17 protein-coding genes, 1 tRNA gene and 1 other RNA gene are annotated in these 22,987 nt (G+C 27.9%); 16 read left to right on the top strand and 3 right to left on the bottom strand.

The genetic code is table 11. The annotated features are described in order from the left end of the window. Positions 1-50: 50 nt before the first annotated feature. Positions 51-746, bottom strand: coding sequence for a hypothetical protein (locus AYWB_RS02155; protein ID WP_011412733.1), 696 nt, complete (start codon positions 744-746; stop codon positions 51-53). Positions 747-841: 95 nt separating this feature from the next. After that, positions 842-933: signal recognition particle sRNA small type (gene ffs, locus AYWB_RS03755), an RNA gene on the bottom strand. Between the two features lie 298 nt (positions 934-1,231). Here ffs and AYWB_RS02150 point away from each other — a divergent pair. The 10 genes from AYWB_RS02150 (at position 1,232) to topA (ending at position 11,728) form a co-directional block, all read left to right on the top strand. Beyond that, positions 1,232-1,308, top strand: a tRNA-Arg gene (locus tag AYWB_RS02150). A 294-nt stretch (positions 1,309-1,602) separates the two neighbouring features. Beyond that, complete coding sequence (locus tag AYWB_RS02145) at positions 1,603-2,688, top strand: DNA recombination protein RmuC (protein ID WP_011412731.1); 1,086 nt, start codon at positions 1,603-1,605, stop codon at positions 2,686-2,688. 290 nt (positions 2,689-2,978) lie between these two features. Next, entirely contained in the window at positions 2,979-3,260 is a 282-nt protein-coding gene (locus tag AYWB_RS02140) for a hypothetical protein (protein ID WP_011412730.1), read from the top strand. A gap of 491 nt (positions 3,261-3,751) precedes the next feature. After that, a complete protein-coding gene (gene rny, locus AYWB_RS02135; RefSeq protein ID WP_011412729.1) occupies positions 3,752-5,338 on the top strand; it encodes a ribonuclease Y in 1,587 nt (528 codons plus the stop codon). 24 nt (positions 5,339-5,362) lie between these two features. Continuing rightward, positions 5,363-6,124, top strand: a complete 762-nt coding sequence (locus AYWB_RS02130) for a TIGR00282 family metallophosphoesterase (protein ID WP_011412728.1) — start codon at positions 5,363-5,365, stop codon at positions 6,122-6,124. 168 nt (positions 6,125-6,292) lie between these two features. Beyond that, positions 6,293-7,168 (top strand): tRNA (adenosine(37)-N6)-dimethylallyltransferase MiaA, encoded by an 876-nt coding sequence (miaA, locus tag AYWB_RS02125; protein ID WP_011412727.1) that lies wholly within the window; start codon positions 6,293-6,295, stop codon positions 7,166-7,168. Positions 7,169-7,220: 52 nt separating this feature from the next. Further along, the gene (gene efp / locus AYWB_RS02120; protein ID WP_011412726.1) at positions 7,221-7,790 is read left to right on the top strand and encodes an elongation factor P; all 570 of its coding nucleotides are present in this window, start codon (positions 7,221-7,223) and stop codon (positions 7,788-7,790) included. A gap of 218 nt (positions 7,791-8,008) precedes the next feature. Beyond that, positions 8,009-8,773 (top strand): hypothetical protein, encoded by a 765-nt coding sequence (locus AYWB_RS02115; RefSeq protein WP_011412725.1) that lies wholly within the window; start codon positions 8,009-8,011, stop codon positions 8,771-8,773. 29 nt (positions 8,774-8,802) lie between these two features. Beyond that, complete coding sequence (ylqF, locus tag AYWB_RS02110) at positions 8,803-9,690, top strand: ribosome biogenesis GTPase YlqF (RefSeq protein WP_011412724.1); 888 nt, start codon at positions 8,803-8,805, stop codon at positions 9,688-9,690. A 94-nt stretch (positions 9,691-9,784) separates the two neighbouring features. After that, the gene (gene topA, locus AYWB_RS02105; protein WP_011412723.1) at positions 9,785-11,728 is read left to right on the top strand and encodes a type I DNA topoisomerase; all 1,944 of its coding nucleotides are present in this window, start codon (positions 9,785-9,787) and stop codon (positions 11,726-11,728) included. 111 nt (positions 11,729-11,839) lie between these two features. Here topA and AYWB_RS02100 read toward each other — a convergent pair whose 3' ends face one another. Further along, positions 11,840-13,435 (bottom strand): multidrug transporter, encoded by a 1,596-nt coding sequence (locus tag AYWB_RS02100; protein ID WP_011412722.1) that lies wholly within the window; start codon positions 13,433-13,435, stop codon positions 11,840-11,842. 912 nt (positions 13,436-14,347) lie between these two features. Between AYWB_RS02100 and AYWB_RS02095 the strand changes: the two genes are divergently transcribed. From AYWB_RS02095 to AYWB_RS02070, 6 genes are all read left to right on the top strand, one after another. Continuing rightward, a complete protein-coding gene (locus AYWB_RS02095; RefSeq protein WP_011412721.1) occupies positions 14,348-15,334 on the top strand; it encodes an ATP-dependent 6-phosphofructokinase in 987 nt (328 codons plus the stop codon). Between the two features lie 124 nt (positions 15,335-15,458). Then, the gene (locus AYWB_RS02090) at positions 15,459-16,967 is read left to right on the top strand and encodes an MATE family efflux transporter (RefSeq protein WP_011412720.1); all 1,509 of its coding nucleotides are present in this window, start codon (positions 15,459-15,461) and stop codon (positions 16,965-16,967) included. A 115-nt stretch (positions 16,968-17,082) separates the two neighbouring features. Then, on the top strand, positions 17,083-18,363 hold the full coding sequence (locus AYWB_RS02085; protein ID WP_011412719.1) for a glucose-6-phosphate isomerase: 1,281 nt from the start codon (positions 17,083-17,085) through the stop codon (positions 18,361-18,363). A 168-nt stretch (positions 18,364-18,531) separates the two neighbouring features. Beyond that, complete coding sequence (gene eno, locus AYWB_RS02080; protein WP_011412718.1) at positions 18,532-19,824, top strand: phosphopyruvate hydratase; 1,293 nt, start codon at positions 18,532-18,534, stop codon at positions 19,822-19,824. An 81-nt stretch (positions 19,825-19,905) separates the two neighbouring features. Further along, positions 19,906-21,444 carry a 2,3-bisphosphoglycerate-independent phosphoglycerate mutase gene (gene gpmI, locus AYWB_RS02075; RefSeq protein WP_011412717.1) on the top strand — a complete coding sequence of 513 codons (1,539 nt, stop codon included), beginning with the start codon at positions 19,906-19,908 and terminating at the stop codon, positions 21,442-21,444. Between the two features lie 175 nt (positions 21,445-21,619). Further along, the gene (locus tag AYWB_RS02070) at positions 21,620-22,987 is read left to right on the top strand and encodes a 2-hydroxycarboxylate transporter family protein (protein ID WP_011412716.1); all 1,368 of its coding nucleotides are present in this window, start codon (positions 21,620-21,622) and stop codon (positions 22,985-22,987) included.

Genomic DNA, 22,987 nt, shown 5'->3' with positions numbered 1-22,987 from the left:
TTGATTGTTTTTTTTTTTTTTGGTTTTATAATCATTTATTTATCATTTGTTTAATTTAATTCATTTATTTTATCTATTGTGTTGTCTTTGCTTCCGGTATTGTCTTCATTGGGGTTTTGATCGGATTTGGGTTCAACAAAAGTAGGATTGAATTGTTTTTGTTTTTCTTTTAATGATTCGTAAAGCTCTTTTCCTAATTTTTGTTTGATTTTTTCTAATGTTTCTTGTAATTTTTGATCTCTAAAGATGTGTAATTTTTTTTGTTGTTTTTTCATCCAATAATTCATAGAAAAACAAGAAGATATTAATACAAAAAAAGCAGGAACCCTTACCCAACCTGAAAAATGTCCGTTAAGTAAAAAAACATTTAATAAAATAGGTAATAAAACTGCCACAAATAATAATTTTATTGTTTTGATTAAAGTAGCTTCTTTTTGGAAAATCTGCCATATAAAATCTAACCACATATCGTTTATATCTTTTTGATAAAAAGCTCCAAATTTTTTGTAATATTTTCTTTCAACCAAAAGTCGGCATACTCCTTTATCAACTGTCCAAACAGCAAATTGGCGTGATTGAAAAAGAGTACTATAATATTTGCTTTGATCTAAATAATAAAATTCTACTTTGATTTCTTTTCCTCTTAATGTTGTTTCTTGGTTTAAAAATGGTTTTCCTTGTAAAGAGTTGTAAATATTAGTTAATAATTTAAAATCTTTTTCTTTTTGAAAAAATGAAAAATTCATATGCTTGTTTCTTTTCCTTTGTTTTTTTTAATTTTATGCATTGAATTATTGTTTTGAAAATTGCTTTTTTGGGGTCTTTATAAAAAATAACCTTTTCAAACCCTATCTTCCACACAATAAAAATAACTTATGGCTGCTTCAATCAAGACCTGACCAAATTCGTATCTTATTGTTGAATGATAAGGTTTGAAAAGGTTACCTTAGTTTTGTTTGATAAAAATACTTGTCTTTCGTTAATTATTTTTTTGATTGAAAACATTTTAAAAAACTTTTGTATTTTTTTATTTTAATTTAGAAATTAAAAATCAACATTATTATTATATACTTTTTTTCTGTGTTTGTGCAAACTTTTTTATTTAATAGATATTTAAATGACTTTGGATCGTTTTTTCTTTTATAATTTAAATAAATAAACTATTTTCACTACTTTAATTGTTTTTTTGTCAAAAACAATGATTTTATAGTATAATATTTGTTGTATGTTTGTTTGAGTAGCTCAGTTGGATAGAGCAACGGCCTTCTAAGCCGTCGGTCGGGGGTTCGAATCCCTTCTCAAACGCCAGTTTTTATCTTTTATTTTTTGTATCATTTCCCTTAATTTAGTAATTTTTAGCACTTAGATATTTATTTTTAATATTTATTTCTTATCCACAAACATTTTCAAACATTTTTATTTTATTTATGTTATTTGTTTTTCTAAATAAGAAATAAATATTAAAAATATTTAAAAAACAAATCTCAATAATGATCCTTTTTTTATTTTTGTTTTGTTTTTTTATTTTTTATATCAACTTTAACGCACTCAAAAACTAAAAGACACTAAAAAAGAAAAAAAGAAAAAGGAATAACAAAATAAATGTCTCAAGATCAAATTATTATTTTATTAATCTTAATTTTATCCGTTATTTTGATTCTTATTTTGGGTGGTGCAACTTTCATTATTTATTTTTTTGTTGCCAAACCGAAAAAAACGCAAGTCAATATCAAAGATTTTTTTAAACAAGCTTTTTTAGAGTCAGAATCTAGGGTTATTTGTCGTTTGGATGACAAAATTAACAATTTAAATCATCAAAGTCAAGACATTTTAACTAAAGAAATTAAAGATACTCGTCAACATTTAACAAGTAATCTGGAAAATTCTTTAAAAGTTTTAAGAGAACAAAATGCAAGTGGTTTTCAAGAAGTGCAAAATATTCATAAATTATTGTGTCAAAACGATAAAACAGGACAAGCCGGAGAATTTTTGTTGGCACGCATTTTGGAAAATATTTCTCATTTTAAAGATAAATTAGTTTTTGAAAAACAATATTTAATGAAAAAAACAAACAATAACGGTAACCGTCTTAAAGTTGATGTGATGTGTAAGGGATATGGTAAATTTATTCAAATTCCTATTGATTCGAAGTTCCCAACCACAGACTTTCTATCCTATATTAACGCTACTTTCAACCAAATAGAATTAAAGAATCGTTTTTTATTTCACGTTAAAGAAAGAATTAAAGAAGTTCAAAAATACGTCAGCAAAGAAGACAACTGCCCTTATGCCATTATGTTTATTCCTTCTGAAAGTATTTTTGCCCAAATTAATTGCGATCCTGAAATAATATCATATGCTTTTAAACACAATGTTATCATTACGAGCCCTTCTATTTTGCTTGCTATTCTTAATTCAGTTGATTATTATTTTCAAATTTTTGAAAGTGTTCAAAACAACGAAGAAAAACTTGAATGCATTGAAAATGTGCTACAAGCGATGAAAAATTTTGACAAAGTCTTTATTTGTGATTTGAAAGCTGCTTTGGAAAAAGTTCTCAAAGTAATTGAAGATATTCAAAAAAAAGAAAAAACCTTAGACCAACGTTATCAAAAATTGTTAGAAGTTCGCAAAAAAGAAAATAAAAATTCCAAAAATAACACCAAAAACGAAAAGATAGATTTTTAAATCATTTTTAACCACTTTTTAACATTATTTTGCAAATATTTTTTTGATTTATTATATAATATCTACGGATACTAATTTTTTTTTTAGGATCTTATATATTTTATTAATTAAATTATTAAAATTATTTATATTTTTCAAATTAAAATTCAAAAAATTATGCATTCAAATTTGTATTATTTATTATTATTCTTTATTTGAATTTTTTGCATAATTTTTATTAAACAATCAAAGGATATCATTTTATTATTAAATTTACTTCCAAGCAAATCATTATTACTAGCGTTTTTATTTTGATATTACTTGCCATTCCTATTATTATATTTTTTTCTTTAGAAGAAGAAACGCCTCAAGGATCATCTTCTGATGAAACACAAAACCCAAACTCAGCCCCTTCTATTTTAGAAAAAAAAACTTGGAAAGATTTATTTATTGAAAAATCAGGAGAAATAGCTGAAAAAGTTATTAATTCTCCGAAAGTATCTAAATCAATAGAATCTTTTTCTGATAAATTATCAAGCGCTTTTAGCAAAAGCTTTACGGAAACTAAAAAAAAATTACCAAAAAAAGTTTGATTATTAATTACATTAAAAAATTCAAATATTTTTCTAATATATAATAATTCAATATTTTTTATTACAAAAGCTAACCTTTTTAAGGTTAGCTTTTAAGTTTTTTTATTTTTACCACTATTCATCACTAAACCATTGATTTTTTCATGGTTTTTGATGAATTTTTTTGCAAAACCAAACTTTATTATTTTTTTTAAAACTCCAATTTATACATTTTTATTTTTTTCATTTAGTGATGAAATTTTGTACTGAAAAAAATTAAAAAAAATAATAAAACTTTCAACCCACCCCATTCAAAATTAATTATAAATTAATTATCAATATTTAAAAAACCAAACTTATTTATCGTTTTAATGATAAAATTGCATCAAAACATCTATTTTCACTATTTTTTTGTTTTGTATTAAAAATCATTAAACTAAATTCAAAAAGAAAAAGAGGCAAAACAATTATTTTATATTTGTTAACCTCCTGAAAAGAAAGGTATCAAGGATATGAAAGATGCTTCTTGGCGAGACCATTGTACAATGGGTTGTTCTCTTTTTTTCTTGGCTTTAATTTGTGGATCAATTATCGGCTATTTTTTGTATTCTTTTTTTAATCAAAAGAAATTAGAAGAAAAAAAACAAGCATTTGATAACAAACTAAAAGAAAAAGAAAAAGATTTGCAAAAACGCGAACAAGAAATGATGCGTAATGCCAAAATAGAAATAGCTTCTTTAAGACAAAAATTAGAACTGGATTTAGAACAAAGAACTAATACAATTGTTGATTTAGAATCCAAAAATAATCGTCGTGAAGAATTGCTTAACAATAGAACTGAGAGTCTAAATAAAAGAGAAGAACATTTAGATTCTGAAAAACAAATAATTAGCCACACTAAAAAAAACCTAGAACAACAAATCAAAGAACAAGAAACAATTTTAAACACCCAAAAACAACAATTAGAAAAAATAGCTTCCTTAACACAAGATCAAGCCAGACAAATCATAATGAAAGAAACAAGAGACCAAACCACTTATGAAATGATGTCATATATTAAACAAGAAGAAGAAAAAGCCAAAAGCGAAGCATCCAAAAAAGCCAAAACTCTTTTAGTTTTAGCCATGCAAAAATATTCTGGTGATATTACAGGAGAAAAAAATATTAGCGTTGTCAACATTCCTAACGAAGATATGAAAGGACGGATTATTGGACGCCAAGGCAGAAATATTAAGTCTTTGGAAGTTTTAACTGGAGTAGACTTAATTATTGATGAGTCGCCTTGCACCGTTATTTTAAGTAGTTTTGACCCCATTAGAAGAGAAATTGCCAAAAAAACTTTAGAATTTTTGGTCTCTGATGGACGAATTCACCCTTCTCGCATCGAAAAAGCCTTAGAAACTTCAACCATAGAAGTAGACAATTTTATTAAAGAAATGGGCGAAGAAGCTACTTTTATTACTAAAATAGGCGAAGTTCACCCTGACTTAATTAAAATTTTGGGAAAACTGCACTTCCGCATTAGTTACAGTCAAAATGTTTTAAAACACTCTTTGGAAGTAGCTTTTTTAGCTGGTAAACTTGCCTCTGAAATTGGCGAAAATGAAATTCTTGCAAGAAGAGCAGGGCTTTTTCATGACATCGGTAAAGCTCTAGACCACGAAATGGAAGGAAGCCACGTAGAAATTGGTGTTTCTATTGCTTCCAAATACAAAGAAAAAAAAGAAGTTATCGATGCTATTGCTTCTCATCACGAAGATCAAGAACCCCAATCAATTATCGCTGCTTTAGTTGCAATAGCAGACACTTTATCTTCCGCTAGACCAGGAGCCAGAAAAGAATCAGTAGAAAACTACATTCAAAGACTAACCAAATTAGAAACTATTGCCAATTCAACAAAAGGAGTTGCCAAATCTTATGCTATTCAAGCTGGCCGCGAAATTCGTGTTATCGTTGAACCAGACAAAATCGCAGACAATTTTATTTTCCAAACTGCCCGCACCATTAAAGAACAAATTGAAAAAGAAATTATTTACAATGGTGTTATCAAAGTTACTGTTTTAAGAGAAACCAGAGCTGTGGAAATGGCTAAATTATAATCCACCAAAGGAGATAATTAATTCATGAAAATAATGTTTATTGGAGATATTTACGGAAACCCAGGAATTAGTTATTTTGCCGAAAAAGTGGGTTTTTTAAAAGAAATTTATAAACCTAATCTCATTATTGCTAATGCTGAAAACGCTGATAATGGTAAAGGTTTAAGTTTTAAAATTTATAAAAAATTACAAAAATTAGGTGTTGATTTGATGACTATGGGAAACCATGTTTGGAAAAATAAACAAATCAAAAATTTTATTGACAAATCAAATGTAATTCGTCCCATCAATGACACTCAACAATTAGGACAAGGTTATAAAATTATTGATTGCGAAGATAAAAAAATTTTAGTTATGAATGCTTTAGGGCGTGTTTTTATTAACCCCAAATTGTATTGCCCTTTCAAAACTATTGATAATGTTTTGGAACAGAATAAAGCTAAATATGATTTTTCTTTTTTGGATTTTCACGCCGAAGCTACTAGTGAAAAAATTGCTTTAACTCATTATTTTGATGGTAGAATTGATGCTATTGTAGGCACTCATACCCACGTCCAAACTAATGATGAACGCCTTTTCCCTCACAACACTCTTTATATTTCTGATGCAGGAATGACAGGAGCCAAAGATGGTGTTATTGGTAAAGAAAAACAACCTATAATTGAATCTTTTTTAGGGAATCGCGTTGTTTCAAGGCCTAATGCCGAAGGAAAAAGACAATTAAACGGTTTACTTGTCACTCTTAAACCTAATAAAACTATTGAAAAAATTAATTTATCAGAATGAAATAAAATTTGTTTTATTAAAACTAAGCGATAAAGAATCAAAATTATTTTCTGTATTTCTTTAAACTTTTTTTGTTTTTCAACACTTTGCATTTTTTTATTTTATTCTGGTTTTTTAATTATTTAATAACCCCCCCTAAAAACACTTCTACCCTTATAAAGGAAAATTATGAAAAAAGTAATCGCTATTACAGGTCCTACTGCTTCAGGAAAAACAAGCCTTTCTATTAAAATAGCTAAAAAATTTAATTTAGAAATAATTAATTGCGATTCTCTTCAAATGTATCAAAAATACGATATTGGAACTGCCAAAATAACTATCGAAGAAGCCCAAGGAATTAAACATCATCTTTTAGATTTTCTTACCCCTGGAACAAATTATAATATTTATTATTTTCAAAAAGATGCACGCAAAAAAATCGAAGAAATGCCCCTTCCTTTATTTGTGGGCGGTAGCGGGCTTTATCTTAAATCAGTTCTTTTTGATTATGAATTAACTCCTAAATCTTTGTTTTTGCCACCTATTTCTTTGACTGCAATAGAAAATATGGTTGATTTTATTAAAAAAAAAGATCCTCAATTAATTGCGAACCTAGATTTGAAAAATCCTCGTCGCATCCTAAGCGCTTATCAAGATTTACTTTCAGGCACTTTAAGATCACAAAAAAATAAAAAACACAATCCTCTATATTCTTCTCTAATTTTTTATCTTGATATTGATAGACAAATTTTAAAAAAAAGAGTTATTTTAAGATTGGAACAAATGTTAAAAAAAGGTTTTATAGAAGAAGTTAACCAAATTCAAACTTTTTTTCCAAACGCCAATTTTAATATTATTGGTTATCGCGAAATTAAAGTTTTGTTAGAAGGAAAAATAACTTTAGACCAAGCCAAAACCTTAATTATTCAAAAAACTATGCAATATGCCAAACGCCAAAAAACTTGGTTTAAAAATCAAATTAAGCCCATGATTCTAGACGCCTTATCCCCTGATTTAGAAAAAACCACTATTGGCCTTATTAATAATTTTTTAAAAACCGATTAATTAATTAAAACAACAAAAAACAATTCCAAAAAATAAGAAAGTAATTAGAAATATGATTAATACAAACGATTTTAAAACTGGAAAAACTATTAAATTCAACAACCAAATTTATCAAATTCTAGAATTTTTACATGTTAAACCTGGTAAAGGTTCTGCATTTGTAAGAACCAAATTAAGAAACCTAAGAACAGGTAGTGTCATTGACTACACTTTTAACGCCGGTATCAAAGTGCAACCTGCCTTAATTACTAAAATTAAGATGCAATTGATTTATGTTTTGGAAGATAATTATATCTTTATGAATACTCAAAATTACGAACAATTAGAAATTAACAAATATCAATTAAAAGATTTTCTTAAATATCTTTATGAAGGACTTTTAGTAGATATTATTTTTTATGAAAATGATGAAATTGTAGGCATCAGTTTACCTGAAAAAATTTCTATTAAAGTAGCTTACACCGAACCTGGAGCCAAAGGAGATACCAAAACTAATTCTTTAAAAGATGCCACTTTAGAAACAGGTTTAGTAATTAAAGTTCCTCTTTTTATCAATATTGGAGAAAAAATTATTATCAATACTGAAACAGGACTTTATTTATCAAGAGACAACAATAAATAAAAAACCTTATTTTTTTGCATTTTTAAACTGCTTTTTTGTTTTATCAACAACATTTGAACCCTTTTCTTATATTTTTTATAAATTATGTTTTTTAATTTCTTTGTTTGTTATATAATTATAGGTAGTTCATGCCTTCTACATTTTGCCTTTATATAGTGTTTTATGTTTGAATCCATTTATAAAAATTATAAAAAAAATGAAAAAAGGATAATGATAGTGTGTCTTTTTGGGAAAAATTTTTCAACATAACAAAACAATTTGCTTTTTTTAACACTTTCTTTATTGGCATTCTTTCTGGTGTTATTTTAAGCTCTTTTACTTATTGTCTTCTTTCTTTGCGTAGTGTGAAAAAAACTTTATCAGCTCATAGACTAGAAAAAACAGATGTTAGTCAACAAGAAATAATTAAATTAATTGAAGCTAAGAAAAAAGATTTCAAAGTTAAAATTAAAAAGGATAAAGGAAATTTTGGGATTTTTTTGATAACTTCTATCCGAGAATTAATTTTAGAAATCTCAAGCCAATTTTATCCCAGCTCCAAATATCCCTATTTGGAACTTACCATTGATGAAAGTCTTATTTTGATGTTTTACATAAATCAAAGAGTTGACAAAGTATTCCAAAACAAAATTTTGAGAATGTTTCGCAAAATGACTTTAAAAAGAATCTTTGTAATTAGAGAAATGGTTGTTAAAAAAAACATGATTCAAAAGTATCAAAAAGTTGCCAAAGTAACTAATACTTTTAATAATATCAGAAATTTTTTAAATCCTTTTCATTGGTTTAAAAAAATAATTTTTGACAAACCCTTAGAACTAATTTATCATCAAATAGGAGTTTCTTTGATTGCAATTACAGGCGAAGAAGTTTATAAAATTTACAGTAAAAAGATTTTTGAAACTGAAGAAGACCTTGAAAAAGATCTACAAAAAGTTTTTGATACTATTTATAAATTAAACTCAGATCAAAGTGCAAAAGAGTAATTTACTTAACAAAAGAAATAGGTTTAACAATGAAAACATTTAATTGGTTTCCTGGTCATATGAAAAAAACTTTTGACCAAATTAAAAATAATTTATCTTTGGTTGATATTGTTTTAGTAATTTTGGATGCAAGAATTCCTCTGTCAAGTCTCAATTCTCAAATTTTTTCTTTAATTAACCAACGCCAAAAACCAATCCTTATTTTGCTAAATAAATTTTCTTTAACTGATCCTTGCAAAATCAATAATTTTATCGCTAATTATAACAAAAAACAAATTCCTGTTTTAACAATTGATGCTATTAAATCCCCTAAAATTCAAGAAATATATCAAAAAGCTTTAACAACAATCAAAGCCAAGAACTCCCTTTTTAAATCTAGAAGAATAGCAACCCAAACTCCTAACATTAAAGCTATGATTGTAGGAACTCCCAATGTTGGGAAATCAACTTTAATTAACAGCTTTGCACAAAAAAAAGTTTTAAAAACAGCTAATTTAGCAGGCACTACCAAACGCATTCAATGGATTGATATTGCTAAACCCAATATCCAGTTTTTGGATACTCCAGGAGTTTTATGGCACAATTTTTCTGATCCTCGCATAAGTTTGGCATTAGCGCTTGCAGGCTGTTTTAAAGATTCCATTTTTCCTTTAGAAAAATTAGGCATTCACGCACTTTGCTATCTTACAAAACATTATGGCAGCAATTTACAAAAACGCTTCAATTTAAACCAAAATGACTTATCAAACACTAATTTAGTTGATATTATCGGACAAAAAAGAAATATTTGTAATAAAAATCAAAAAGTTGATCAATCTAGAGTTTATCAAATGTTATTGCAAGAAATAAGGCAAGGTAACTTAGGAAAATTAAATTTTGACTTAGATGTTTTATCCCTCTTTGAAAAACTTTTATAAAAAAACCAACAAACTACCAAACCAAAAAATAGAAACGAAAAACAATTAATTACCAAACCAAACATATCTTTATTATTGAGAGGGAGCCCAAAAAATGAAATCAAAAGTTATTATAGTAGAATCTCCTACTAAAACCAAAACTTTAAGCCGTTTTTTAAATGATGATTTTTTAATTTTATCTTCCAAAGGTCATATTAGAGATTTGTCGCTAAAAGGCAAAGACAGAATGGGAATTGACATCGAAAAAGGCTTTATTCCTAAATACAGCATTATTAAAGAAAAAGATAACATTGTAGAAACTCTTATCCAAAAAACTAAAGGCAAAGAGGTTCTATTAGCAACCGATCCTGACCGCGAGGGAGAAGCAATTGCTTGGCATTTATCACAAATTCTTAATTTAGATTCCCAAAAAACCAATAGAATTGTTTTTCGAGAAATTACCAAAGAAGCAGTCTTAAAAGCTTTGCAACAACCTCGAAAAATTAATGAACTATTAGTTTTTTCACAAGAAACTCGTAGAATGTTAGATCGCATCATTGGTTTTAAACTGTCGCGTTTGGTAAGAAGACTTAAATCGCAATCAGCAGGAAGGGTGCAATCAGTTGCCCTTAAATTAATTGTTGATTTAGAAGAAAAAATAAAAGCTTTTGTCCCTGAAGAATACTATATTATTACTGCTTTTTTTAAAGATTTTCAAGCGGAATACCAAAATCCTTACAAAGGAAAAATCAAAGCCCAAGAAGCTTTTACAATTGTCCAACAAATCAAAGACAAATCTTTTTTAGTTAAAGAATTAAAACAACAAGAAACCAAAAAATTCCCTAAACCGCCCTTTATTACATCTACACTTCAACAAGAAGCCATTAAAAGTCTAAATATGACTTCTAATCAAGTTATGAGAGTTGCTCAAAAACTTTATGAAGGAGTTGATATTTTAGGCGAATCTAAAGGGTTAATTACTTATATGAGAACAGATTCGCAAAGACTTGCAGACATTTTTGTTAAAGATGCTCAAAAATTAATTAAAAAGCAATATGGTGAAGAATATTTAGGTACTTACAAAAATTCTAAAACACCCCAGTCGCAAGATGCTCATGAAGCTATAAGACCTACTGATTTATCTAAAACGCCCGAAAGTTTAGCCCCTCATCTTGATAAATACGAAAATAAACTTTATAAACTTATTTATCAAAGAACTTTGGCTTCTTTAATGACGCCTGCTATATTTCAAAAAACTCAAGTTTTTTTTGAAGTTGCAAACCATCTTTTTTTAACTGAAAGTTTGATAAAAACTTTTGATGGCTATCAAAAACTTTTGCAAGATGGTGACAAAGATAAAATTATTCCTTCTTTTAAATCAAATGAAACTTACTTGCCTCAAGAAATCCAAAATTTACAAAAATTTACTAATCCTCCATCACGCTTTTCTGAAGCCACTTTGATTAAAACTTTAGAAAAACTAAATATCGGAAGACCTTCTACTTATTCTCAAATCATTTTTACTCTCAAAAAAAGAATCTATGTTGATTTAGTAGAAAAACGTTTTGTTCCTACAGAACAAGGAATTTTGACCACTAAAAACCTAGAATTGTTTTTTAAACAAATTATTGATGTCAAATATACTGCCAAAATGGAAGAAAATTTAGATAAAATCTCTTCAGGATTAGTCAATAAAAAAGAATTATTGCAAGAATTTTATGATGCTTTTAAGCAACTTTATCAAATAGCCGATCAAAAATTAGAAAAAACAAAAGATATCGAAACCGATCAAAAATGTAATTTATGCAACGCCCCTTTGCTCATTAAAAAAGGACGCTATGGTAATTTTTTAGGTTGCAGTCGTTTTCCTGAATGCAAAAATATTGTTTCTTTAAAAGAAAAAACAAGCTCTTTGGAAACAAATCCCGATATGAAAACCGATCAAAAATGTAATTTATGCAACGCCCCTTTGCTCATTAAAAAAGGACGCTATGGTAATTTTTTAGGTTGCAGTCGTTTTCCTGAATGCAAAAATATTGTTAAAATTCAAAAAAATTAAAGTTTTTTTCATTAAAAAAATAAAAAATTTATTTTACTATTTGCAATATTTTCAAGTCATTTATATAACAAAAAAAGACTATCAATTGATAGTCTTTTTTGATTTATGAATTTATTTGAAATTTTTTGGTTTCTTTTCTTTTTTTAATTTATACACAAAACGAACACATACAAAAACCATAAACATCAACATAATGCAATTAGCACTGAAATTGGCAAATCCATATGCATTATTTATTTTAATGCTTGTTTTTTCTTCATTTCCAAGCCAAACATTTCTAAAGAAATAAAGGGCAGGTATTCTAAAAAGAAAAACACGACCAAAACTTAAAAATAAATCATATTTAGGTTGTTTAGCTGCAATTAAAAAAGTAGAAAAAACTTCTAATTGTGTAGTTAATAGACCAGTTGTTAAAAGAGCACCTAACAAAAAAGATTTAAATCCTGGGTTTTTTTCATGCAACATATTTAATGTCATTTGGTCTTTTTCTGCTTTACCTAAATTTTTAAAAAATAAGCATAAATCATCACCAAAACCAAGTCCCCAATATTCTTTAGGAGCACAAATTAAATACATAACTGCAAATACTAAAAAACAACACAATGAGGTAAGAATTAAAGTTTTAATCGCTCTTTTGTTATTTTTGTTTCCTAAGTTTTCAGAAACAATCATTAATTGCCCTTCTTTTAACGAAAAAGATATTTGAGCAAATAAAGTAATGATGCTATCAGCAACTCCAATTGCACCTAAGCCGCCCAAACCTTTAAATTCGAAAGGCGTTCCAGCTAAAAATGGTTTATCATATGTGCTATCTACCATAAATAAGGTAAACATTCTTCCGCCTTCATAAATAAATTTTCCTAATGTTAAAGTAATACTTAATTTCAAAATAGTTTTAAGTAATTTTTTGTCTTGTAAAAAAGTTTTAAAAGAAAAATCACCTAAACTTAAAAATAAAGGATTTTTTTTGTTAAAAAGAGTGAAAAAAGCAACCATTGTAATAGATAAATAAGCAAGACATGAAGCTGTTTGCAACCCCAAAACGTTGGGACACAATGCTTCTAAACCAATTCCTTTAATGCCAAAACATAAAGTGCTTAATCCAATTTTTAAACCCATCATAATACAGTTTAGAACCAAAATTTTTTTAAGTTTTCCCAAAATTCTTTCAGTTCCTAAAAAGAAAACATTAATAGCGGCTAAAATAGTTCCCAACATTTGTAATCTAAAAGCGTTAATGCAAAGGTTTTTTTCCTCTGTTGTGATTGGCATTGACACTCCGTTAATTAATTTTTCTTTTAAAAAAAGACCACAAATAGGACTTGAGAAACCAATCATAACACAAGCTACAATCAAACTTACTACGAATAATAAAACAAAAACGCTAGATGCTATTTTACGAGCTTTTAAAGATTTGATATTTTTGTTTTTGCCCACTTCGCGTGAAATTAATGCAACTCCTGTAATCCCTAAACAAACCCCTACTGCTTCTACAATGCTTTGAGCAGATTTGGAAAATTGAATGTAGCTTTGAACTCCTTCTGGTAGACCAGCTGCAAAAAAAGTATCAACACTACCGAAACAAGCTTTAAAAACATTAAAAACAACAATAGGAAAAGAAATAATCCATAAAGCTTTTAATAAGTTTCCCTCCAAAACAAACCTACTTATTTTATCTTTTTTATTAATTAATTTGTTTTTCGTCATTTATTTAAAAAACCTTCCTTTTGATTTAAAATTAATTGAAATAAATTGATAAATTATTATATTTATTTTTTATTGCATTTATTGTGCAAAAAAAGTATAAATTTAAAAAACAAATGGCAGTTATTTAAGGATTTTTAAAGATTTTCAAAAAAAATTTTTAGGATTATTTAGTTTAAATTTTTTTGTTTTCTTTTATCAAGCATCTTTAATGAAAAAACATAACAAAAAAATACTTATTAAATCTAAAATAACTGCAAATTGTTTTCTTAACTACTCTTTAAGTATAACATATAAAAAAATAAGTGTTAATATTTTTGCTACTCCTAAAGATAAAAAACAACTAAAAAAATGAAACCCCAACCCAAAAAGCTAATAAAATTATTCCAAAAATCAACTTCATTATTTTTTTGCAAACTTTTTTTAGACAATAAATATTTTTTTGCAATATTTTAGTTTTATTTTTCGAAAAAGACCCAAATATCACAAAATTTTTACAAAAAGCATAAAAATAATACGTTTTAATTGCAATATTTGATTAATTCGTATACAATTTAAATGTAGCTGTTAATAAATCAAAAAATCCTAAGACTAGCATAAAAAGTTTTTTCATAAAAAAATATTAGTTAGTTTTTGAAATGCCCAAAAATTTACTTAAAATAATAATTTATATTTTGGATAAAGATAAAAGAAAGCCATTTTAAAACCAAACCAAACCAATCATATTATATTTTATTATTTTTTAAAACACTTTGGAAATTTTTCAAGTATACTATTTTTTTACTTATTAACATTTAACAACCTATTTATTTCATTTATTTTCATTTTAACTCGCGTACGCGGTTTTGTTAAAAAACAATTACCAAAAAAATGATAAAACAATATTTAAAAAAATAAAGGAGACTTAATTTTAAAATGAAAAATAAAAACCAAAAAACAAAAGAAAACAAAAAAATTGCTGTGTTAACTTCAGGTGGCGATGCTCCTGGAATGAATGCAGCTATTCGTGCTTTAGTTTTTGAAAGTTCAAAACAAGGATTTGAAGTTTTCGGCGTGAAAGATGGTTATTTAGGGCTTTTTAATAACCAAATTGAACTCCTAAATCCTCAAACATTTCCTCGCGTTCTTAACGTATCAGGTACTTTTTTGGGAACTGCGCGTTTTTTAGATTTTCCAAATAATTTAGATGTGCGCAAACAATGTGCAAAAAATTTAAAAACTTTAGGAATTGATAAATTAGTTGTAATTGGTGGTGATGGCTCTTATAAAGGAGCATCCAAATTGAACGAACTTGGCATCAAATGCGTAGGACTGCCAGCAACTATTGACAATGATATTTACACCACTGATTTTACTATTGGATTTAGCACTGCCCTCAATAATATTGTAGATGCCATCGAAAAATTGCGCGATACTTCTGTTTCTCACAAACGATGCAGTATTATTGAAGTTATGGGTCGCAACAAAGGAGATTTGGCTTTATTTGGTGGGCTTGCTGCAGGAGTAGACGTTATTGTTACTCGCGAAAATCTTTTATCCCAACAAACTATTTGCCAAAAAATTAAAGATTTGCGCCAAGCAAACAAAAGACATGCTATTGTAGTTGTCACTGAACACATTTTTGATGTTTTAAGTTTAGCCAAAGAGGTAGAAAATTACAGTGGTTTTGAAACTAGAGCCCAAGTTTTAGGACACATTCAAAGAGGTGGTAAACCAACTGCAGAAGACTTATTACTTGCTTTTAGAATGGGAAGTTATGCCGTTTCTTTATTGCAAAAAAACATTTTTAATTGTGCTGTTGGCACTTGTGGACTTAATTTGCATTACACTACTTTTGGTGATCTTTTTGAAAAAACTTATGAAAAAAATGAATTATTTAATGTGGTATCTAAATTGTTGTAAAATGATTGTAGAATAAAATATTTTATTTATCAAAATTAACTTTTGTACTTCCAAATTCGAAACCCCAAATAAATCACAATTGATTTTGATATAAATACTAAAAAAAATAAAACGGAGTATATTTATGTCTGCTGAAAAAAATCATGTGCCACACTTTTCCAAACCCACCAACCAAACCCCTAAATCATTTAAAAGACCTATTTGGATCAATTTAATTATTCTTACTTTTCCCATTGCTATTTATTTGTTATTTCAACAATTATCTGTATCTATTGATTTTTATATTATCGGAAACGAACCCAATTCCAGCACCAATTTAGATAAAACCATTTCTTATATGGCACAAATTAAAAAAATTTTGCAAAGTGTTGCTATAGCTTTGGGTGGAGCGGGTGTTATTTTAGTAGCTAGAGAATATAAAAAAAAGAATTTTACCAAAGCCAAACAATATGCTACCCTAGCTTTTTTATTGGCAATTATTTCTTCCTTATTCTTTTTATTGGTTTTGGGTTTAGGTGTCCTTTTGCCAGCTCCATTTGGAGATATATTTTTAAATAAAAGTTATCGTAGCCAAAACGGACTTACATATTATTATCTTATTTTAATTACTTTTGTAGCTATTACTATCAATGCAGTTTTTATTGGATTGGAACGCGCCAAGGAAAAAACTAGATTTGTTTTAATCCTTAATATTTGCCTTATCATTACAAGAATTAGTATTTCTTTTGCTTTTAAAGCAATCAAACAAAACCAAGTTAATTTAATTGATTTAGCCCTATCTGATTTAATTGCTAATTTATTACTTACTTTGGTAACTTTTTATTGTATGTTTAGTTCTAAAAATATTTTTAAGTTGCAATTAAAAAACCTAGTCTTTTCTAAACGCACAGTAAAAACTATCCTTAAATTAGCAGGAACATTAATTATTGCCAAATCTACTTATGAAATTGGAAAACTCATTATTCTTGATATGATGGACAATTATTTTACCAAAGCTCAAGAAAACTTAGTAGATATTTTTGGATTTGTTATGGCGGTTAATGGTATTTTTTATGCTATTTCTAATTCTTTTGAAGATAGTCAATCTGCTATAGTATCTCAAAGTGTTACTTTTCAAAGTAATAGCAAAACTTTTAAAATCTTTAAAAATATTGTTGTAATTACTTTTATTATAGGAATTATTGGAGTATTTATAAATCAATTTTGTGGTGAACAATTATTGCGCGTCTTAAAACCCGAAAAAGATTTTACCAAAAAAGAAATAACATCCTTTAAAGAAATCCTCAATTGGGAACAAACTTCTTTGTTTTTTTCTGTATGGACTTCTTTAATGATGGGTTATGTCGTATCTTATAAAAAAAATGCTAATCTTATTTTTGTAATTAATCTTTTAAGAGTTGTTTTAAGGATAACTATTTTATGGTTTTTGCATGATATATTACCCCAATTAAATTTAGATGTTTCAATTTCTGATGCTACTCAATGTGGTTTAAGTACTTTTGGAAGCAATATTATTGTCTTTTTTACAACCACTTATTTATTTTACTCTTTTTTGCGCCAAAACAAAACCAACCAAATCCCACGTTTTAAGAAAAATAAAAATAATGCTTTACAAACCAAAACTATTAATTAAAAACTAATACAATATTAAAAAATGTTAAAATATTTAAATAAAATGAGAATAAAATATTTAATAAAAATAGAATAAAGCACCAAATAAAAAAAAATAAAAGGAGTAAAATTACACAATGTTGAAATTAAACCTTGAAGGGATTTATAATTTTTTAGATTGGCGCAAACATACCCAAACTTATGCCCCTCAAATTAAGTCCATACACCAAAAATTACATCAAGACAAACAACTAAAAGAAAAATATTTGGGTTGGTTAGAACTACCTTTACATTTTGATTTTAAAGAAATTGAAAAAATGAAACAACTAAAAAATTTCCACCCCAATTTAGATGTTTTAGTAGTAATTGGAATTGGAGGTTCTTATTTAGGAGCTAAAGCAGGAATTGAATTTTTGCAAACACCCTTTAAAAAAACTAAGCCAGAAATTCTTTTTGCAGGTCATCAAGTATCAGGCAATTACTTAACTAATTTGCTCCATTTTCTTAAAAACAAAAATTGGGCAATTAATGTTATTTCAAAATCAGGCACCACTTTGGAACCAGCACTTGCTTTTAGAATCTTGAAAAAAGAAATAGAAGAAAAATATGGCAAACAACTTGCCAAAAATCGTATTTTTGTAACTACCGACAGCCAAAAAGGCGTTTTGTTAAATTTAGCTCTTAAAGAAGGTTATCAAACATTTGTTATTCCTGATTCTGTGGGCGGAAGATTTAGTGTTTTTACAAGCGTAGGCATCCTTCCTTTTGTTTTTGCTAATTTAGATGTTGCCTCAATGATGAAAGGTGCTTTGCAATCTTATCACGATACTTTTCAAGAAGACCTTTTGCAAAATCAAGCCTATAAGTACGCTTTAGCAAGGTATTTATTCCATACCCAACAAAACAAAAAAATGGAAATATTGGTAAGTTACGAACCAAATCTCCTTTCTTTTTCTGAATGGTGGAAACAATTATTTGCTGAATCTGAGGGCAAAGAAGAAAAAGGGCTTTTTGTAGGAGCCACCAATAATTCTACTGATCTGCATTCCTTAGGGCAATTTATCCAAGAAGGCACCAAAATGCTTTTTGAAACAGTTTTAAATGTTTCATCAATAAAAGATGATTGTGTTGTTCCTCATATTCTAAATGAACTTGACAATCTTAATTATGTAGCTGGAAAAACTTATTCTCAAATTAATCAAAAAATTCTTCAAGCCACTAGACAAGCCCACATTGAAGGAAAAGTTCCTAATTTAGAAATTGTCATTCCTACTTTGGATGCCTATCATTTTGGATATTTAGCGTATTTTTTCCAAAAAGCTTGTGCAATGTCAGGTTTGTTGTTAGGAATTAACCCTTTTAATCAACACGGAGTAGAAATATACAAACAAAAAATGTTTGCTTTATTAAAACCATAATTGCAATTATTACAAAAATATTCATTTATTACACATTAAAATACATTTTTTAGCAAAAAACCATTATAATATTTATGGTTAGTAAATTTAAATATTTGTCCCACAAACAAAATTTATTTTATTTTTCATTTTATAATTAAAAACTAATTTAAAAAAGGAGTATTAATTATGCCATATATTGAAAGCATTTTAGCACGCGAAGTGCTAGATTCAAGAGGAAACCCTACAGTAGAAGTGGAAGTTTATACAGAATCAGGAGCGTTTGGAAAAGCTATTGTTCCTTCAGGAGCTTCTACCGGACAACACGAATCAGTTGAACTAAGAGACTGTGATGCCAAAAGATTTTTAGGTAAAGGTGTTTTGCAAGCTGTTAAAAACGTTACTGAAGTTATTCAACCAGAATTAGAAGGTTATTCTGTCTTAGAACAAACTTTAATTGATAAATTATTAATTAAAGTTGACGGAACTCCCAACAAATCTAATTTAGGTGCTAACGCTATTTTAGGTGTTTCTTTGGCTTGTGCTAAAGCTGCAGCTAACTACTTAAATCTTGAGTTTTATCAATATGTAGGAGGCGTTTGGCCTAAACAAATGCCAGTTCCTATGATGAATGTTATCAACGGCGGAGCTCACGCTTCTAACAGTGTTGATTTTCAAGAGTTTATGATTTTACCAATTGGAGCACCATCTTTTAAAGAAGCTTTACGTTACGGGGCTGAAGTTTTTCACCATTTAGGAAAAATCTTAAAACAAAAAGGGCTTCCAACTACAGTAGGAGACGAAGGTGGATATGCACCTGACCTTAATTCTAACGAAGAAGCCTTACAAATCATTTTGGAAGCTATCAAAAGTGCAGGATACGAGCCAGGAAAAGATATTTTTTTAGGAATGGACGTTGCAGCTTCCGAGTTTTATGATAAAAAAATTCAAAAATACGTTCTTGCATCTGAAAATAATAAATCTTTTAGTAGCAAAGAATTAGTTCATTATTACGAAACTTTAGTTGCTAAATATCCAATTATTTCAATCGAAGACGGACTTGATGAAAATGATTGGGATGGATGGAAATACTTAACCCAAAAATTAGGTAACCAAATTCAATTAGTAGGAGACGACCTATTTGTTACTAACACCCAAAAATTAGCTAAAGGAATTGAAAACAAAATAGGAAACTCTATTTTAATTAAATTAAATCAAATAGGAACTCTAACAGAAACCCTAGAAACAATTGAAATGGCAAAAAAAGCTTCTTACACCGCTGTTATTTCTCACCGTAGTGGCGAAACTGAAGACACAACTATTGCTGATTTAGCTGTTGCTACTAATTCGGGTCAAATTAAAACTGGTTCTTGTTCGCGTACTGATCGTATTGCAAAATACAATCAATTATTAAGAATTGAAGACCAATTAGTAGAAGCTCCCTTTTTAGGATTAAAAACTTTTTATAATTTGAAAAAATAAATCCCAACTAAAAACAAAATAACATTATTGTTGACAAGACCATCGTTTAAGATGGTCTTTTGATGTAAGGAGTTTGGGAATATGACTAAAAAATTTGTAGGATTAATTATTTTAGATGGCTTAGGCTTAACCGACCAAAAAGAAAATAACGCTTTTCATTTGGCAAAAACTCCCTATCTAGATTATCTTTTAAAAAACTTTCCCAACACCACTCTTAAAGCCTCAGGTGAAGAAGTGGGCCTTCCCCAGGGTCAAATGGGAAATAGTGAAGTAGGACACCTTAATTTAGGAGCAGGAAGAGTTGTTTATCAATCACTTACTCAAATTAATAAAGCTATTCGTGATAAAACTTTTTTTACTAACAAACAATTTCTCCAAGCCATCGAACATGTTAAAAAAAATAACAGTAAAATTCATCTTTTAGGGCTTATCTCTGATGGAGGAATTCATTCTCATTTAGATCATTTTAAAGCTTTATTTGATTTATTAAAAGAAAATAACTTAGCAAACAACACCTTTTTACACGCTTTTACTGATGGAAGAGACACAGGCACTCATTCAGGCATTAATTACATTAAAAACCTTCTTGATTACGGCTTTAATATTGCTTCTGTTGCTGGTAGATATTATGCTCTTGACCGTGATAATAATTGGGACCGCATCAATTTAGTCTATAATATGCTTACATCCAAACAAGCCCCTGTTATTACCTTGTCATTAGAAAAAACTATGCAAAATTTTTATAATCAAGGAATTACAGATGAATTTATTACTCCTTTCATTACTGATCCAAATGGTTTAATTGATGATAATGATGCAGTTATTTTTGTTAATTTTCGTCCTGACCGCGCTATGCGTCTTGCAACTGCTCTATCTAATCCTTGTGCCACTAATGCTTTTTGTTCTGAGGGCAAAACCAATTTTTGCGGTAATAAATTAGTAAATAATCTTTTTTTGGTAACAATGACTCAATACAACGTTCAAGTTAAAAGTGTAGTTGCTTTTGAAAAAAAAACTTTAAAAAATATTTATGGTGAAGTAATTGCCAATTTAGGAATGCACCAACTAAGAATTTCGGAAACTGAAAAATATCCTCATGTAACTTTTTTCTTTGATGGTGGCAAGGAACTACAATTAAAAAATGCAGATAGAATCTTAATTCCTTCTCCCAAAGTAAAAACTTATGATCTTAAACCCGAAATGAGTGCTTTAGAAATTACCAACGCTGCTAAAACTGCTATTTTTTCTCGTAAATACGATACTTTAATTCTTAATTTTGCAAATCCTGATATGGTAGGACATACTGGTTTTTTAGATGCTACTATTAAAGCGGTTCAAACAGTAGACAGTTGTCTTAAAGAAGTTCTAAACGCTATTTTTGCAGTTAAAGGCAAAGCTTGTATTGTAGCAGATCATGGAAATGCCGAAAAAATGAAAGATAACCAAGGGAATCCACACACAGCTCATACTACTAATTTAGTTCCTTTCATTGTTACAGATAAAAATGTTGTCTTAAAACCAGGGTCTTTATGTGATGTTGCGCCCACAATGCTAGATTTATTGGAAATTAAAAAACCTCAAGAAATGACAGGAAATAGTTTAATTAAAAAACTAGTTTGATTGTTAACTTTATTATTTAAGAATGCATAATTAATTATTTAGGTAATAATTTTGAAAATAAAAAAATCACAAAAAATAATTTATCAATCATTTATAAAATTAATTATTTATATTACATCATATTTATGAATTTATTAGTTATTTTATTTTTTGTGAAGAATCGGAGTAATTTATAATGAAAAAAGACAAGCAAATAAAGATTTTTGGTTTTCACCCTTTAATGTTTCTTTTTTTTGTAGTTGTTTATGCTTTACATCTTTTTGCAGTTAAAGAATGGGGAATAAAAAAATTATATCACCCTCTTTTAACCCCTTTATTTATTATTTTTATCTTAGGATACGGGCTTAACTTTATTGGTGATAGTGTCCCTTATTTAAATAAAATAGGATTAGGATTTTTGCTTTGTATTTTTGTTCCTTCTTATTTGGTTTATAGAGGGTGGATACCGAAAGATTTAGCAGATAAATGTAATGAAAATTTTTTCAGTACCAAAACACCAAATAATCATTTAGGATCTGATTTTGCTAACTTTTTTATAACTTGTGTTATTGCTGGAAGTATTTTAAGTGTTGATAGAAATTTATTAAAAAGATCACTTTCTAAGTTTCTTCCTTTAACATTAATCATTTGTTTAATAGCTATTTTAAATGTTGGTTTTGTGGGGTATTTATTTAATTATCAAAAACCAGAAGGATTTAGCACTCAAGGTTCGTTTTTAGACTCTATTTTTTATGTAGCTGTTCCGTTAACAAATGGGGGAACCAATTTAGGTATTAATGGTTTTGCAAATGGCATTTATAAAGAAGCTTTTCCTCAATTAGATCAAAAAACTATTAGAACAGCAATTATAGTGCCTTTAATTATGGCTAGATGTTTAAGTATTTTATTTGCTGGCTTAATGTATGTTGTTTTTGATAAAACTAAATTTAGTGGCAAAGGAAAATTAGAATATAAAAATAATAAACTTACACCCAAACCAACAGAGAAAAAAATTCCTTTAGAATATAAAAATATCGGCATGGGTTTAACAATGATTTTTGTATTATTTAGTTTAAGTGGTCTTTTAAATAAATTATTATGGGCTTATTTAGAATCGTTAGTTTATTTTATTCTTTTCTTAATTTTGATTAGAATTTTTAATTTATTATCACAAGAAAATCAAAGTCATATTTCTCAAGCAGGACAAGTAATATCTAAAAATTTCACTACTCCTATTTTAGCAGGTTTAGGGATGACAGTTAAATGGCAACAATTAATGGGAGGAATAAAACAAATACCTGTTTTAACTATGGTTTTAACTGCTTTATTGGTAGTTGTTTTAATATCCTTTGTTCTTTCTAAAGCTTTTGGTTTTTATCCTTTTGAAACATCTCTTACAGCTGGTTTAGGTGCTTTAAGTGTAGGAGGAACCGGACATTTAGGAATAATGTCAATAAGTAAAAGAGACAATTTATTACCTTTCATTATGATTGCTACTAGAATTATTGGACCTATTATTTATACTTTGGCTTATTTCTTATTTAAGTTTTTTTATATGTCATAA

This window comes from Aster yellows witches'-broom phytoplasma AYWB (assembly GCF_000012225.1).
In the GTDB taxonomy this organism is placed as follows: Bacteria; Bacillota_I; Bacilli_A; order Acholeplasmatales; family Acholeplasmataceae; genus Phytoplasma.
The sequence above is the reverse complement of the archived record's forward strand: the minus strand, read 5'-3'. Positions and strand labels throughout refer to the sequence as shown.